Genomic DNA, 14274 nt, shown 5'->3' with positions numbered 1-14274 from the left:
CGTCGGCTGTTTTTTTGGTCGATTGCCGACTTTAGGCCGTATAAACTTGCCGCCACGCGTCGGCCAATAGATGTCTCGGCGCCACAGATCAAGAGAGTGAGTAATGGGCGCACAGTGGAAGGTTAAACACAAAGAAGCGGCAGCCAACGCCAAAGGGAAGATCTTCGGCAAACTGGTGAAGGAAATCACCATTGCTGCGCGCAACGGTGCCGATACCGCCACCAACGCACACCTGCGTCTGGTGGTCGAACAGGCGAAAAAAGCCTCGATGCCAAAAGAAACCCTCGATCGCGCGATCAAGAAAGGCGCCGGTCTGCTGGGTGAAACCGTGCAATACCATCGCGTGACCTACGAAGGCTTCGCGCCGCATCAGGTGCCGCTGATCGTCGAATGCGTCACCGACAACATCAACCGCACCGTCGCGGAAATTCGTGTGGCGTTCCGCAAGGGCCAGTTGGGCGCTTCGGGTTCGGTGGCGTGGATGTTCAACCACGTCGGCATGATCGAAGCCTCGCCGGACAGCCCGGAAGCCGATCCGGAAATGGCTGCGATCGAAGCCGGTGCCCAGGATTTCGAGCCGGGCGAAGAGGGCGCGACGCTGTTCCTCACCGACCCGACCGACCTCGACGCTGTGCAGAAAGCCCTGCCGGAACAAGGCTTCACCGTGCTCTCGGCCAAGCTCGGCTACCAGCCGAAGAACCCGGTCAGCGGCTTGAGCGACGAGCAGATGGCTGAAGTCGAAGCGTTCCTCGAAGGCCTCGACAACCATGATGACGTGCAGGACATGTTTGTTGGTCTGGCTGGCTGATCCGTCGCGCCAGTAATGACCTCTTCTCGAGCAGGCTGGCTCCCACATTTGCAATGCATTCCAATGTGGGAGCGAGCCTGCTCGCGAATGACCGCGCAGCGGTCACAGATTCTCCAGCATCTCGATGACTTCACTGAACCCCGGCCGCCCCAGCACATCCGCCTGACAGCAACGTCGTTCCAGCGCCTCCAGGTGCGCGCGCCGCTCCGTACTCAATCCTGAGTCGACACGCTCCAGCAATTCCCCCAACAACACACCGAACGCACGGACTTCCAGGCGCTGCAATGCGCGCGTCTGCACATCATCGCGGGTTGCATGAAACGACGCCGCGCCGAAATCCCCGAGCAGACAATCGCCCTGATCGTTCAACAGAATGTTGTGGCCATACAGATCGCCGTGGGTAATGCCTTGGTGGTGCAGGTGCTCGGCCGCTGAGGCGATGCCTTGGGCGACGCGCAGGGCAACCTCCGCCGTGAACCGGCAGTCCTCGGCATAAACATCCCGCGAGCACGAGACCAGGCTCGGCAAGCCGGCGAGATTGCCGAAGCTCGGATCTATCAACTGCATCACCAATCCCTGCTGCTGATCGGGGTGGCCGCTGATGCGGCCCTCGACGCGGATCAGGTTGGGGTGCAAACCGGCAGTGATGCAGGCGTTCATCTCGTGCAATGGCGAGCCGTCGCTGGTCATCTCGCCTTTGTACAGCTTCACCGCAACCGCCTGCGCCGAGCCGTCGTCGCGCTGCCAGACTGCGCGGTAAATCACCCCGGAAGCGCCTTCGCCCAGTTGCTGCTCCAGGCGCAGCGCTGACCAGTCGATCAGCGGCGTAGCCTCAAGGGCAGCGGCATCGGCTTCGGTTTCCAGCGGATTGCCGGCGTAGGCCAGCCAGGTCAGGCTCGGCAAGGTCAGCAGCCATTGCGGCAGCTCGTTGAGCTGGTTGGCGGCGATGCGGAGTAATTCCAGCCGATGGCAGTGACGCAGGGAGTCTGGCAGCGATTGCAGGCGATTGCCGGCGAGCATGAGCTTCTGCAAAGCGCGGCGTTCACCCAGTTCTTTCGGCAGGTTCTCGATGCGGTTATCGGTGAGGATCAGCCAGCGCAGCTGCGGCGGCAGAGCGTCACCAGGGACATTGACGATGCGGTTGGCCTTGAAGCCGACCATGGTCAGCGCGGTGCATTGGCCGAGGCACGCCGGCAGTTCGCTGAACTGGTTGTCGGAGCAGAACAGCACGCGCAGGCGGGTCAGGCGATGCAGGTCATCGGGCAGGCTGGATAACGCGTTGCCGCTGAGGTTGAGCACTTCCAGCGTGTCGGCCAGTTGGAATATTTCGCGGGGGAATTCGGTCAGCCCGCAGGACAGGTCGAGGCGGGTAATGCCTGACAGCTCGCCGGCGCGCAGTTGAGCAAGGGTGTGCATGTCTGGTTTCGCTATTGATCGGTGGAGCGACGCGGGGGCGCGGGAATGGGCGACATGATAGCGGTAAAGCGGATGCTGAACGGATTTTGAGTTGTCCCGGGACCTTGTGGGAGCGAGCCTGCTCGCGAAAGCGGTGTATCAGTTAAATGAACTCTGACTGACATACCGCTTTCGCGAGCAGGCTCGCTCCCACAGGGTAGGGTGTCAGTTGGGAGCGTGGATTTCCTGCAATTGCCCCAACCGGCTGCGCGTGCGCGCCAGGTCAATGGCGTGACCTTCCAGGCTCTGGCCTAGCGGCAGTTGGCCGAGCAGGGTCAGGTGCTTGTCCTGATCGTAGAGCACGTCGATCAGATTGATGAAGCGCTGTTGCACGGCGATCGGACACTCGCCGAGCGGCGGCAGGTCATCGATGATCCACTGGTCGAAACGCTGGCACAGTTGCAGATAATCCATCACTGCCGTTGGCTGTTCACACAGGTCGTTGAAGGTGAACGCGACTCGCCGGCCTTGGCAGAAACGGGCCTGAAGCTGGCGCTTGCCAACTTCGAGGGCAAGGGCAGGCGCATCGGCTGGTGGCAGGTCCTGGGCCTGGCGCTGCGCTGTTGTAGCCGGCCAGACGTAATGCCCTTGGGTAAACACTTGATGCGAATGCTGGCGGTTCAGCGTGCGGTAGTCGTGGTCGCCGCCGACTTCCATCACCTGCATGCGCGTGTTGATCAGCTCGATCACCGGTTTGAAGCGTGCGTGATACAGCGGATTGGGCAGCAGGCCTTCCGGCGCGTAGTTGGAGGTTACCAGCAGCATGATCCGCCGTTTGAACAGTGCCTTGAACAAACGCGTGATCAGCATCGCGTCGCCGATGTCGTGCACATGAAATTCGTCGAAACACAGCACCTGGCAATCTTCCAGCAACTCATCCAGGGTGATTTCCAGCGCGTCTTCCTGCAGGCGGTGACGGAACATGCCGTCGTGCAGCCGGGCAAAAAACTGATGGAAATGCAGGCGACGTTTGCGCGTGATCGGCAGCGCCTGGAAGAACCCCTCGAGCAACCAGCTCTTGCCGCGCCCGACGGCTCCGTACAGGTACAGACTCGGCGGTGTGTGGCCGCTGTCGCCCAGCAGTACGCTGGCCTGCTGCGCCATGCAGTCGATGACGTGCTGCTGACTGCGGCTAAGGGTGTAGCCCTGGCTTTTGGCTTTGTCGCGGAAATAATCGCGGATGGTCGCGGCATGAGCATCGTGCCCGGCGCTGACGGGCAGGCTTTTGCCGAACAGGCGGCGCAACAACGGCCAGCGTTGGCTCAGTCGTGATCGTTTTAGCGTTCGGGCGGGCACGCGGGGCAGGCTCCTGGTTGATTGGGCCGACTCCACCGGAGCTCGGCGCTAAAGTTTAACCAGACCTCGGACATAGGCTCCATGAAATATGCATGATTCCCCTGTAGGAGCTGACGAGTGCAACGAGGCTGCGATCTTTTGATCCTGGGTTGCCGCGAACAGATCGCAGCCTCGTTGCACTCGTCAGCTCCTACAAGGGGCGGATTTCAGAACGGTGGCGATTGCTTGAGCAACTCTGCTGCCGGCGAGTCGGTCGGGCTGACCACCGCATAGTTGTAACCCGGCCCTGACCAGTAATCGGCCTGCAGATCGCCATCGCTGCGCGAACCGCGCGGCAGCAGGGTGTTTTTCGGCCCCGGTGGACGCAGGTAGAAACTGACCTTGTGACCGCTGCCATCCTCATACATCACCATCGCCGCCGCGCCTTCATCGGTGCTGAGCAAACGCCCGCTGACCGGCTCGAATCCGGCAGCTTTCAAGTCCGGCAAGCGCCCGGCACCACTGAAGTAGCGGTCGAGCCAGCGCTGCATGTCGCCGTCGCTGTCGACCTTGTAATCGGCGGGCAGTACGCCTTGCTGGGCGATCAGGCGATAGGCTTGCAACGCGTCAGTCATCGGCAATTGCGCAGGGCGCGCCAGGGTCATTTCCCGTGCCTGCCAGCCACTGAAACCGCCAATGCTCACGGCAATCAGCAACACCGCCGCGCTGGCCAGGTGCCGACGGGACTGCTGGCGACGGCGCTGGCGAATCATCATCGGGTCAAGCGCCGGATTGGCCGGTTGCTGCAACGCGCCACTCAGCGCTGCGCGCAACTGTTGAGCATCGCGTTGCCAGGCGCGCACCTGCGCCGCTTCTTCGGGGTGGCTGGCCAGCCAGGTCTCGAGCACGCGCCGATCGGCGTCGCTGAGCTGGTGGTCGACGTAGGCGTGCAAATCACGTTCGCTGGGAGGCAGGCTGATCATTTGAGTATCCGCAAGGAAGGGCTGCTGATTTCGCCGTCGCTGAGTTGGCGCAAGGCCTGGCGGGCGCGGGACAGGCGCGACATCACGGTGCCGATCGGGGCGCCGAGGATCTCGGCGACCTCTTTATAGGACAGGCCTTCCACCGAGACCATCAGCAGCAAGGCGCGCTGTTCGGTGGGCAGGCGTTCGAAGGCTTGCAGGGTCGACTGGGCAATCACCGTGCGTTCCACCGACGGCTCGGCGTCGTCGCGACCGGTGAAAAATTCCAGCATGCGCGCATAGCGCCGCGAACGACGGTGCGCGTCGAGAAATTGCCGATAGAGAATTGCGAACAGCCAGGCGCGCAAGTCGCCCTCAGCGCGTTTCTCGCCCCAGGCCGACAGCGCCCGCTCGAGGCTGGCCTGGACCAGATCGTCAGCGCTGCTGCTGTTGCGCGTCAACGACACGGCAAAACGGCGCAATCTGGGAATGATTTCTCTCAACTGTTCGTCGAATTCGCTCATGAATTTCTGCTGGTCGCTACGCTGTGGACTAGGAAGACGCCCGTCAGCGCAGGTTATTCCCCGTGCGCAAAAATAAATACCGCGCCGTGGAATAAACCCGGACGGGGTGCGTCTTGCTGACTCTTTCCACTTGTGGCCGATGGCCTGGAGATATTCATGGTTGATCGCTCGTCCCCCAACGCTGCACCGCCCGGCAGGCCGCCGCGCCAGCCACTGAGCGCCGCGAGCCTGGTTTTACGTCTGGGCGGCATTGCCGTGATTGTCGCCGCCGTGGCCGGGGCGTTTGCCTACGTGCATGGCAACCTTGACCCACAACGATTGACGCCAAAAGCGTTGGTCGATGTGCTGGAAAAGAACAACGGCGTGCATCCCGGCTTTCGTCGCAATCACGCCAAGGGCGTGTGCGTGATCGGCCATTTCGAAAGCAGTGGCGAGGCGCGGGCATTCTCTACAGCACAAGTATTCAACCTGCCGCAGACACCGGTGGTGGGGCGTTTCGCCTTGCCGGCCGGCAATCCCTACGCGCCGGACAGCGCCGTACCGATCCGCAGCCTGGCGCTGCGCTTCACCCAGGCGAACGGTCAGCAATGGCGCACCGGCATGAACAGCATGCCGGTGTTTCCGGTGGGCACGCCCGAAGCGTTCTACCAATTGCAGCAGGCGCAGTCGCCGGATCCAGCCACCGGCAAGCCAGACCCGACGAAGGTGCCGGCGTTTTTTGCCGCACATCCGGAAGCCGTGCCGTTTCTGACGTGGGTGAAGACCGCCAAGCCTTCGGCCAGCTACGCCACCGAAACCTATAACAGCATCAATGCGTTCTATCTGGTCGATGGCAACGGTAAAAAACAGGCCGTACGCTGGAGCATGACGCCGCTGGCGCAGGACGCGGCGGGTGCCACGGCTCCTGAAGGCGCGGACTTTCTCGAGAAGGATCTGGTGCAACGCCTGGCCGCCGCACCCTTGCGCTTTCAGTTGAACATCACCCTGGCCAACGCCGGTGACCCGGTGAACGATGCCAGCAAGACCTGGCCCGCAGATCGCAAAGTGCTGAACGCCGGAACCCTGGTGCTGGAGAAGACCCAGCCGCAACTCAGTGGCGAGTGCCGTGACATCAACTACGACCCGCTGGTGCTGCCGGCCGGGATTCAAGGCTCGGAAGATCCACTGCTGGCCGCGCGTTCTGCCGGCTATGCCGATTCCTACCTGCGTCGCACCAGCGAAGTCAGCCAGTTGCCCGCCGCCAAACAGGAGGCTCGTCCATGAACAAGCAACCGACGCATTTCGTTTTGCTGGCGCGCCTGCTGCACTGGCTGATGGCGCTGATGATCATCGCCATGCTGTTTATCGGCGCGGGCATGGTCACTTCGGTGTCGTCTCGCCATGAATGGCTGATTCATTTGCACAAGCCGCTGGGCATCGCGATTCTGGCGCTGGTGATCGTGCGCCTGCTGGTGCGCTTCACCACGCGCCAACCGCCGCTGCCGGATGATCTGCCGGGCTGGCAGGTGCTCGCAGCCAAGGCTTCCCACGTCTTGTTGTATGCGTTGATGCTGGTGTTGCCGTTGCTCGGCTGGGCGATGATCAGTGCCTCGGGCGAGCCGGTGATGCTCTCGGCGTCGCTGCATCTGCCGCCAATTGTGCCGGCCGACGCGCAACTGTTTGCGTTGCTGCGCAAGTCCCATGGCTATTTGGCGTATCTGCTGTTTCTGACAGTGCTGCTGCACCTGGCGGCGGCGCTGTTCCATGGCTGGGTGCGTCGTGACGAAGTGCTCGACAGCATGTTGCGCGGGCGCGATCGCGGCTGACCCTATAACGCAAAAGATCGCAGGCCGGCTGCGATCTTTTGTTGTTGCAGGGAAGGGGATCAGCGCAGGGTGTCGACCATGTCGGCGAGGGTGGTCAACACGTCTTTACCCAGTTGCTTGGAACGTTTGCCCGACCAGCCGGTGATCTTGTCCGGGTGGTCGTCGTGGTCCTTGAACGGCATCTCCAGGGTCAGCGACAGGCAGTCGTATTTCTGTCCGACGCTGTTGCAGGCCAGGGTCATGTTGGCCTGTCCCGGTTCGTCGCGGGTGTAGCCATAGGTGGTCTGGAAGTCTTTGGTGGTGTGCTTCAAGTGGCTGCGGAAATGCTCTTCAAGCTTTTCGATGCGCGGCGTAAAACCAGGATTGCCTTCACAGCCGGCGGTGAAAACGTGAGGTATGGTTTCGTCGCCGTGTACGTCGATAAACGCATCGACGCCATACTTTTGCATCTGCTGCTGAACGAATAGCACTTCCGGGCTGATGTCCTGGCTGGCGTTCTGCCAGGCCCGGTTCAAGTCCTGCCCCATGGCATTGGTGCGCAGGTGGCCGTGGAACGCGCCGTCCGGGTTCATGTTCGGCACCAGATACAGATCGGCGCTGGCCAGCAGTTTGTTCAATACCGGATCGTCCTGTCGTTCCAGACGCTCGATCACACCTTCCATGAACCATTCAGCCATGTGCTCGCCCGGATGCTGCTGGGCGATGATCCAGATTTTGCGCTGGCCTTCGGCACCGGTGCCTTTGCGCAGCAGCTGAATGTCGCGGCCCTCGACACTTTTGCCGGTCGCCAGCAATTCGGTGCCAGCCTTGCTTAGCGCTTGCTCGATCAACCAGTCGTGGCGGCCGCGGCTGTAGGGTTCGAAGTAGGCGAACCAGGCGTGGGTCTGTTCCGCTTCGAGGCAGAAGCGCAGGCTGTCGCCTTCGAAGCTGGTGGGGATGCGGAACCAGTTGACGTGATCATACGACGCCACCGCTTGATAGCCCGGCCAGCCTTTGCTGTAGGTCGATTGGCTGGCGTTGACCAGGCGAAACCAGTGTTCCTGGTGCACATGCAGGCCGCTGGCCTTGAAGTGGAACCACTGAAAATGAGCGCTGCGGGTGTCCGGGCGGATGGCCAGGACGGGACTGAGCGGGTTGCTGATATCGATGACTTGGATATTGCCGCTGTCGAAATTGGCGCTGATGTCGAACGAAGATTTGGCCACGGTCATGGTCGGTTCCTGATCAGGATTTTTATGACCGGTACTTTACACGCAGGCAGGGCTGAAACCGAGGGGAATCGCGGGTGTAGCGGGGGGCGTCTTCCGTGACGCGCCAGCAGCTTAGAGGCTATGCGATTGATTCTCAAGTGCTGATTGCCATTAGTTTCGCCCAATGTGGCTGGGCTCGGCTTGCCAATCAATATTCTTTTGATATTATCCGCGCCATCGAATTTGCAGCACCCAAAGACTTCATTAGCCTGAAGACACAAGCCCGAAAAACGGGCAAAAAAAGACCCGGCAAAAAGCCGGGTCAAAAACCGTGATTAGCCTGATGAGGAGATAGTCCAGAAGACCGACCTAAGGTCTCTGGTCCATCGACTGATCTCGCGACCAGCTGCTTGCAATAATAATCATTATCATTTGCAAGTCAAATGTTTTTATCTGCGCGATGGGAAAATTCTTTCCTGTCCGCCCGTACCTTGTCCGCCGTGACTTCGTCGTTGTCGATCGAATGGTCGACCATCGCCCGCGCCATATCCACCATGTGCACCACCGAAAAGGCCAGATCGCGACTGGTGCCTTGCAGGTTTTCTGCGGCCTTGAACGCGGTGGCGGCTGCACATCGCAACAAGTCCGAGGCGTGCACCAGTGCTTCCTCGCCGCTGAGATGGTTTTTGACATTGAAAAAACGTTCGTCCGTCTCGGATTTCGAAACAGTCGGTTTCAAGTAGTAGTCCAGCGCGCGCTGTGCGGCGGCATTGCCTTGAGGGGAGGTGAAGCTGGTGTCGATTTGCAGATCGGGCAGGTCTTTGCTGCTGATGTTCATCATGAAACGTCACTCCATGTTCGATTGAAAGTCCGTTCCTCTAGGATAGTACCGCCTGTATTTGTGACTAGGATTTAAATACTACAATATGTGTTTTGCCGGTCGAAGACGTCCGCGTAAGGTGCGGCACATGGATAAATGGATTGAGTTGGTCAAGGCCAAGATGAGTGAACTCAAAGTCACTCAAACAGAGCTCGGAGAGCGCGTCGGCATGTCCCAGGGCGGGATCGGTCATTGGCTGAACAAGCGTCGCGAACCCGGTGTTACCGAAATGAACCGCGTGCTCAAGGCGCTGGGAATGGACTTCCTTGAAGTCGTTCTGGTGATTCGCGAACCGCAGCCGACGCCGGAAGACGAGATGCCGCTGGCGCAGAAGTACAACCCGTACTTCCGTTATCCGGTTTGCGATTGGCGTGCACCGTGCGAAGTGCGTGACACTGCGGCGAGCTATCCCGGAGCATCAGCGAAGCAGCGCTTCGAACTGACGGATTACCACGCTCGCGGCGGTGCGGCGTTCTGGCTGACGGTGACGGGGGATTCGATGACCGCGCCGAGCGGCCAGAGCGTTGCCGAGGGCATGCTGATTCTGGTCGATCCGGAGTTGGAGGCAGTGCCTGGCAAACTGGTGATCGCCCAGTGGCCGGACAGCGAAGAGGCGATTTTCCGCAAACTCGACGAACAGGCCGGCCAGCGTTACCTGGTGCCGCTCAATCCGACCTGGCCGAAAACCCTGCTCACCGATGAATGCCGGATCATCGGCGTGGTGGTTCAGGCAACGGCGCGTTACTGAACGGATCGATCCTCGCTCAAGGCCAGGATCGATCCTTTTATTTCATCCCTCTTCCAGTTCAACCAAAGCGCTGCCTTCACTGACCATATCGCCTTCCTGGCAAGACAGCGCTTTGATCACACCGGCCTGCGGCGCGCGGATGCTGTGTTCCATCTTCATGGCTTCCAGCACCACCAGTTGCGCCCCGGCCTCAACCGACTGTCCCGTTTCGACCAGCACGCGTACGATGCTGCCGTTCATTGGCGCGGTCAGACCGCCCTGATGGCTGTGGCTGGCCTCGACGGCGCTGATCGGATCGAACGCTTCGATGCGCCGCAACTCGCCGTCCCATTCCAGATACAACGCGCCAGCCTGACGAATCGCCCGCAATGTGCGGCGCACGCCGTCATGCTCGACGATTAGTGCTTCGCCCAGCAGTTTTGCATGGGCCGCAGTTCTCAAGGTCAACGCGCGATCCTGTCCCTCGCAACTCAAATGCAAGGTGATTTGCGCCGGCAAACCTGCTCGCAATCCGCCACCTGAAGCCCACGGCGAAGCGGGATCATCCGCCCGAGCACGCTGCGGCAGACTCTGCGCAAACGCCTGCGCCGCCGCCTGCCAGAACTCATCGCTCAACGTGCCTGGTGCTGGCAGCAATTGCTCCTGATAGCGCGGAATGAACCCGGTATCCAGCTCTGCCGCCGCAAACGCCGGATGCGCGATGATCCTGCGCAGGAAATTGATGTTGGTCTTCAGCCCGCCAATCGCAAACTCGTCGAGCATGCTCAACAGACGCAAGCGTGCCTGTTCGCGATCTTCACCCCAGGCAATCAGCTTGCCGAGCATCGGGTCGTAGAAGGGCGATATCTCGTCACCTTCCTCAACGCCGCTGTCCACCCGCCGCCCCGCGCCCTGTGCCGATTCGCGATACAAGTCCAGCCGCCCGGTGGCCGGCAGGAAATCATTCGCCGGATCCTCGGCATACAAACGCACTTCGATCGCATGACCATTGAGCGGCACCTGCGCCTGAGTGATCGGCAGCGTTTCCCCACGGGCGACGCGAATCTGCCAGGCGACCAGATCAAGCCCGGTGATTGCTTCGGTCACCGGGTGCTCGACCTGCAGCCGCGTGTTCATCTCCATGAAGAAAAACTCGCCGCGCGCATCCAGCAAAAACTCCACGGTGCCGGCGCCGACATAACCGATCGCCTGCGCCGAACGCACGGCCGCTTCGCCCATTGCTCGGCGCAACTCGGGCGACAGGCCCGGCGCCGGGGCTTCTTCGACGACTTTCTGGTGACGGCGCTGGATCGAGCAGTCGCGCTCGTTGAGATACAGGCAGTTGCCGTGCTGATCGGCGAACACCTGAATCTCCACGTGACGTGGCTTGAGCAAATACTTTTCCACCAGCATCCGCGAGTCGCCAAACGACGATTGCGCTTCGCGCTGCGCCGAGGCGAGGGCTTCAGCCAGTTGGCTGACATCCTCAACCACCTTCATACCCTTGCCGCCACCACCGGCGGTGGCCTTGAGCAGCACCGGATAACCAATGCGTTCGCAAGCTTCGCGGAAGGTGTCGAGGTCCTGCGCTTCGCCGTGATAGCCCGGCACCAAAGGCACACCGGCCTTTTCCATCAGCGCCTTGGCGGCGGATTTGCTGCCCATCGCGTCGATGGCCGAGGCGGGCGGGCCGAGGAAGATCAGCCCGGCGGCTTCGATGGCGCGGGCGAATCCAGCGTTTTCCGAGAGAAAGCCATAGCCGGGATGAATCGCCTGGGCACCGCTGGCCTTGGCGGCGGCGATCAATTTATCGATTTGCAGATAACTCTCGGCAGCCTTGCTGCCGCCCAGATCCACGCGGATATCGGCTTCACGGCTGTGCCGCGCATCGCGGTCGGTGGTGCTGTGCACAGCGACGGTAGTCAGGCCCAGGGCCTTGGCGGTGCGCATCACTCGGCAGGCGATTTCGCCGCGGTTGGCCACCAATAGGGTGGTAATCACAGGTGCGCTCATCAACGCGACTCCTTGGTGGATGCGGCTTGCCAGCTCGGCGGGCGCTTTTGCAGGAAGGCGCGCAAGCCTTCCTGGCCTTCAGGGCTGACGCGAATCCGCGCGATGGCATTTTCGGTGTAGCGGCGCAGGGCCGGGGTCAGCGCGCCGTTGCCGACTTCGCGCAGCAAGTCCTTGCTGGCGCGCATGGCCGCGGGGCTGTTGAGCAGCAGGTTGTCGATCCACTGTTCGACCTGTTGCTCCAGTTCAGCCGCAGGATAGCTTTCGGCGAGCAAGCCGATCTCCCGCGCCCGCTGCCCGCTGAAGCGCTCGGCAGTCAGCGCATAGCGCCGCGCCGCACGCTCACCAATCGCTTGCACCACGAACGGGCTGATCACGGCCGGTGCCAGGCCGATGCGTACTTCCGACAGGCAGAACTGCGCGTCATCGGCGCCGATCGCCATGTCACAGCAACTGATCAAGCCCAGCGCGCCACCAAACGCCGCGCCCTGAACCACAGCCAGAGTGGGGATTTTCAGCTTGGCGAGGTTGTACATCAGCTCGGCCAGTTCGCGGGCATCGTCAAGATTGGTGTGGTAATCGAGTTCCGCCGATTGCTGCATCCAGGCCAGGTCGGCACCGGCACTGAAATGCTTGCCACGCCCGCGCAGCAGCAGGAAACGCAGGTTCGAATCGCTGGCGACCTTGTCGAGGGCGAGGATCAGTTCGCGGATCATCTCGGCGTTGAACGCGTTGTTTTTCTCCGCGCGATTTAGCCACAGCGTCGCGAAACCGCGTGGGTCGTTTTGCAGTTCGAGGGTATTGAAGTCGCTCATATTCATCCGTCTCCACGGTTCTTGTGGGAGCGAGCCTACTCGCGAAAGCGGGGTATCAGTCGATCTATCCGCTGCCTGACAGAGCGCATTCGCGAGCAGGCTCGCTCCCACAAAAAAACATCACATCCGGAACACGCCGAAGCGGCTCGGTTCGATTGGCGCGTTCAGCGACGCGGACAAGGCCAGGGCCAGTACATCGCGGGTCTGCGCCGGGTCGATGACGCCGTCGTCCCACAGCCGAGCGCTGGAGTAATAAGGGTGACCCTGTTCTTCGTACTGATCGAGAATCGGCTGCTTGATCTCGGTCTCCTGCTCGGCGCTGAACGCCTGACCGCTGCGTTCGGCCTGTTCGCGCTTGACCTGCACCAGCACACCGGCGGCCTGTTCGGCGCCCATCACGCCAATCCGCGCGTTCGGCCACATCCACAAGAAACGCGGATCGTAAGCGCGCCCGCACATACCGTAGTTGCCGGCACCGAAGCTGCCGCCGATGATCACGGTGAATTTCGGCACCTTGGCACAGGCCACCGCGGTCACCAGTTTCGCGCCGTGCTTGGCGATGCCGCCGGCTTCGTATTTCTGGCCGACCATGAAACCGGTGATGTTCTGCAGAAACAGCAGCGGAATGCCGCGCTGGCAGGCCAGTTCGATGAAGTGCGCACCTTTCTGCGCAGCTTCGGCGAAGAGGATGCCGTTGTTTGCCAGAATCGCGATCGGGTAGCCGTGCAAGTGCGCGAAACCGCAGACCAGCGTGGTGCCGAACAGCGCTTTGAATTCATCGAACACCGAACCGTCGACCAGCCGCGCGATCACTTCGCGCACATCGAATGGCTGCTTGGCGTCAGCCGGAACCACGCCGTACAACTCGTCGCTGGCGTACAGCGGCGCGATCGGTGTGCGTTGCTGCACCTCGCCGAGCTTGCGCCAGTTGAGGTTGGCGACGCTGCGGCGGGCGAGGGCGAGGGCGTGTTCGTCGTTCTCGGCGTAATGGTCGGCCACGCCGGAGGTCTTGCAGTGCACATCGGCGCCGCCGAGGTCTTCGGCGCTGACCACTTCGCCGGTCGCGGCTTTTACCAGCGGCGGGCCGGCGAGGAAAATCGTCGCCTGGTTGCGCACCATGATCGCTTCGTCTGCCATCGCCGGCACATACGCGCCGCCTGCGGTGCACGAGCCCATGACCACAGCGATCTGCGGGATGCCCATGGCGCTCATGTTGGCCTGATTGAAGAATATCCGCCCGAAATGCTCGCGATCCGGAAACACTTCGTCCTGACGCGGCAGGTTGGCACCACCGGAATCCACCAGATAAATGCACGGCAGGCGATTCTGCTGGGCGATGGTCTGCGCGCGCAGGTGTTTTTTCACGGTGAGCGGGTAATACGAGCCACCTTTCACCGTCGCATCGTTGGCGACGATCATGCACTCCACGCCTTCGACGCGGCCGATCCCGGCGATCACACCGGCAGCCGGCACGTCTTCGCCGTAAACCGCATGGGCGGCCAGTTGGCTGATTTCGAGAAACGGCGAGCCGGGGTCGAGCAAGCGATTGATGCGCTCGCGCGGCAGCAATTTACCCCGCGAGGTGTGGCGTTCCTGCGCTTTGACACCGCCACCCTGCGCGACTTGAGCGAGCAAGGTGTGCAGCGCGTCGACCTGTTTGAGCATCGCCGCACTGTTGGCGGCGAACTCCGCCGAGCGCGGGTTGAGCTGAGTGTGCAGAATCATTGGGCTTACTCCGTAAGCAGCTTCTAGCTACAAGCGGCAAGCTGCAAGTTGGGGCAAGAGCGTGGTTCTCTTGCAGCTTGCGGCTTGCAGCTGACGAA

The 14274-nt window shown here is 61.4% G+C and carries 14 protein-coding genes; 5 read left to right on the top strand and 9 right to left on the bottom strand.

Going from position 1 to position 14274, the window contains the following annotated elements; translation table 11 throughout:
- Positions 1–103 precede the first annotated feature (103 nt).
- On the top strand, positions 104–808 hold the full coding sequence (locus J2Y39_RS09420; protein ID WP_041477129.1) for a YebC/PmpR family DNA-binding transcriptional regulator: 705 nt from the start codon (positions 104–106) through the stop codon (positions 806–808).
- 102 nt (positions 809–910) lie between these two features.
- On the opposite strand, the gene J2Y39_RS09415 is transcribed toward J2Y39_RS09420, so the two are convergent.
- The 4 genes from J2Y39_RS09415 to J2Y39_RS09400 form a co-directional block, all read right to left on the bottom strand.
- Positions 911–2224 (bottom strand): protein kinase, encoded by a 1314-nt coding sequence (locus J2Y39_RS09415; protein WP_310216985.1) that lies wholly within the window; start codon positions 2222–2224, stop codon positions 911–913.
- Positions 2225–2428: 204 nt separating this feature from the next.
- Entirely contained in the window at positions 2429–3559 is a 1131-nt protein-coding gene (zapE, locus tag J2Y39_RS09410) for a cell division protein ZapE (RefSeq protein ID WP_310216982.1), read from the bottom strand.
- Between the two features lie 206 nt (positions 3560–3765).
- Complete coding sequence (locus tag J2Y39_RS09405) at positions 3766–4521, bottom strand: anti-sigma factor (protein WP_110600761.1); 756 nt, start codon at positions 4519–4521, stop codon at positions 3766–3768.
- Positions 4518–5024: an RNA polymerase sigma factor gene (locus J2Y39_RS09400; RefSeq protein ID WP_016775320.1), complete on the bottom strand. Its 507-nt coding sequence runs from the start codon at positions 5022–5024 to the stop codon at positions 4518–4520. The genes J2Y39_RS09405 and J2Y39_RS09400 overlap by 4 nt, the downstream gene beginning before the upstream one ends.
- Before the next feature lie 156 nt (positions 5025–5180).
- On the opposite strand from J2Y39_RS09400, the gene J2Y39_RS09395 reads away from it, so the two are divergent.
- Together J2Y39_RS09395 and J2Y39_RS09390 are read left to right on the top strand one after the other, a co-directional pair.
- Positions 5181–6287, top strand: coding sequence for a catalase family peroxidase (locus J2Y39_RS09395; protein ID WP_310216977.1), 1107 nt, complete (start codon positions 5181–5183; stop codon positions 6285–6287).
- On the top strand, positions 6284–6829 hold the full coding sequence (locus tag J2Y39_RS09390; protein WP_129999585.1) for a cytochrome b: 546 nt from the start codon (positions 6284–6286) through the stop codon (positions 6827–6829). The genes J2Y39_RS09395 and J2Y39_RS09390 overlap by 4 nt, the downstream gene beginning before the upstream one ends.
- A 59-nt stretch (positions 6830–6888) precedes the next feature.
- On the opposite strand, the gene J2Y39_RS09385 is transcribed toward J2Y39_RS09390, so the two are convergent.
- Positions 6889–8040, bottom strand: coding sequence for a M14-type cytosolic carboxypeptidase (locus tag J2Y39_RS09385; RefSeq protein ID WP_056788813.1), 1152 nt, complete (start codon positions 8038–8040; stop codon positions 6889–6891).
- Positions 8041–8135: 95 nt separating this feature from the next.
- Here J2Y39_RS09385 and J2Y39_RS09380 point away from each other — a divergent pair, with 95 nt between their 5' ends.
- Positions 8136–8354, top strand: a complete 219-nt coding sequence (locus J2Y39_RS09380; protein WP_143979101.1) for a hypothetical protein — start codon at positions 8136–8138, stop codon at positions 8352–8354.
- 104 nt (positions 8355–8458) lie between these two features.
- Here J2Y39_RS09380 and J2Y39_RS09375 read toward each other — a convergent pair whose 3' ends face one another.
- Positions 8459–8857, bottom strand: a complete 399-nt coding sequence (locus J2Y39_RS09375) for a DUF6124 family protein (RefSeq protein WP_041477380.1) — start codon at positions 8855–8857, stop codon at positions 8459–8461.
- Between the two features lie 130 nt (positions 8858–8987).
- Here J2Y39_RS09375 and J2Y39_RS09370 point away from each other — a divergent pair, with 130 nt between their 5' ends.
- Positions 8988–9647: a LexA family transcriptional regulator gene (locus J2Y39_RS09370; RefSeq protein ID WP_071172928.1), complete on the top strand. Its 660-nt coding sequence runs from the start codon at positions 8988–8990 to the stop codon at positions 9645–9647.
- A 42-nt stretch (positions 9648–9689) separates the two neighbouring features.
- Here J2Y39_RS09370 and J2Y39_RS09365 read toward each other — a convergent pair whose 3' ends face one another.
- From J2Y39_RS09365 to J2Y39_RS09355, 3 genes are all read right to left on the bottom strand, one after another.
- Entirely contained in the window at positions 9690–11639 is a 1950-nt protein-coding gene (locus J2Y39_RS09365; protein ID WP_310216969.1) for an acetyl/propionyl/methylcrotonyl-CoA carboxylase subunit alpha, read from the bottom strand.
- Positions 11639–12451, bottom strand: coding sequence for a gamma-carboxygeranoyl-CoA hydratase (locus J2Y39_RS09360; protein ID WP_310216966.1), 813 nt, complete (start codon positions 12449–12451; stop codon positions 11639–11641). Before J2Y39_RS09360 ends, J2Y39_RS09365 begins: the two co-directional genes overlap by 1 nt.
- 120 nt (positions 12452–12571) lie before the next feature.
- Positions 12572–14176: a carboxyl transferase domain-containing protein gene (locus tag J2Y39_RS09355; protein WP_056788823.1), complete on the bottom strand. Its 1605-nt coding sequence runs from the start codon at positions 14174–14176 to the stop codon at positions 12572–12574.
- Positions 14177–14274 lie beyond the last annotated feature (98 nt).

This window comes from Pseudomonas sp. 2957, assembly GCF_031456345.1.
Lineage (GTDB): Bacteria > Pseudomonadota > Gammaproteobacteria > Pseudomonadales > Pseudomonadaceae > Aquipseudomonas > Aquipseudomonas siliginis.
The sequence above is the reverse complement of the archived record's forward strand: the minus strand, read 5'-3'. Positions and strand labels throughout refer to the sequence as shown.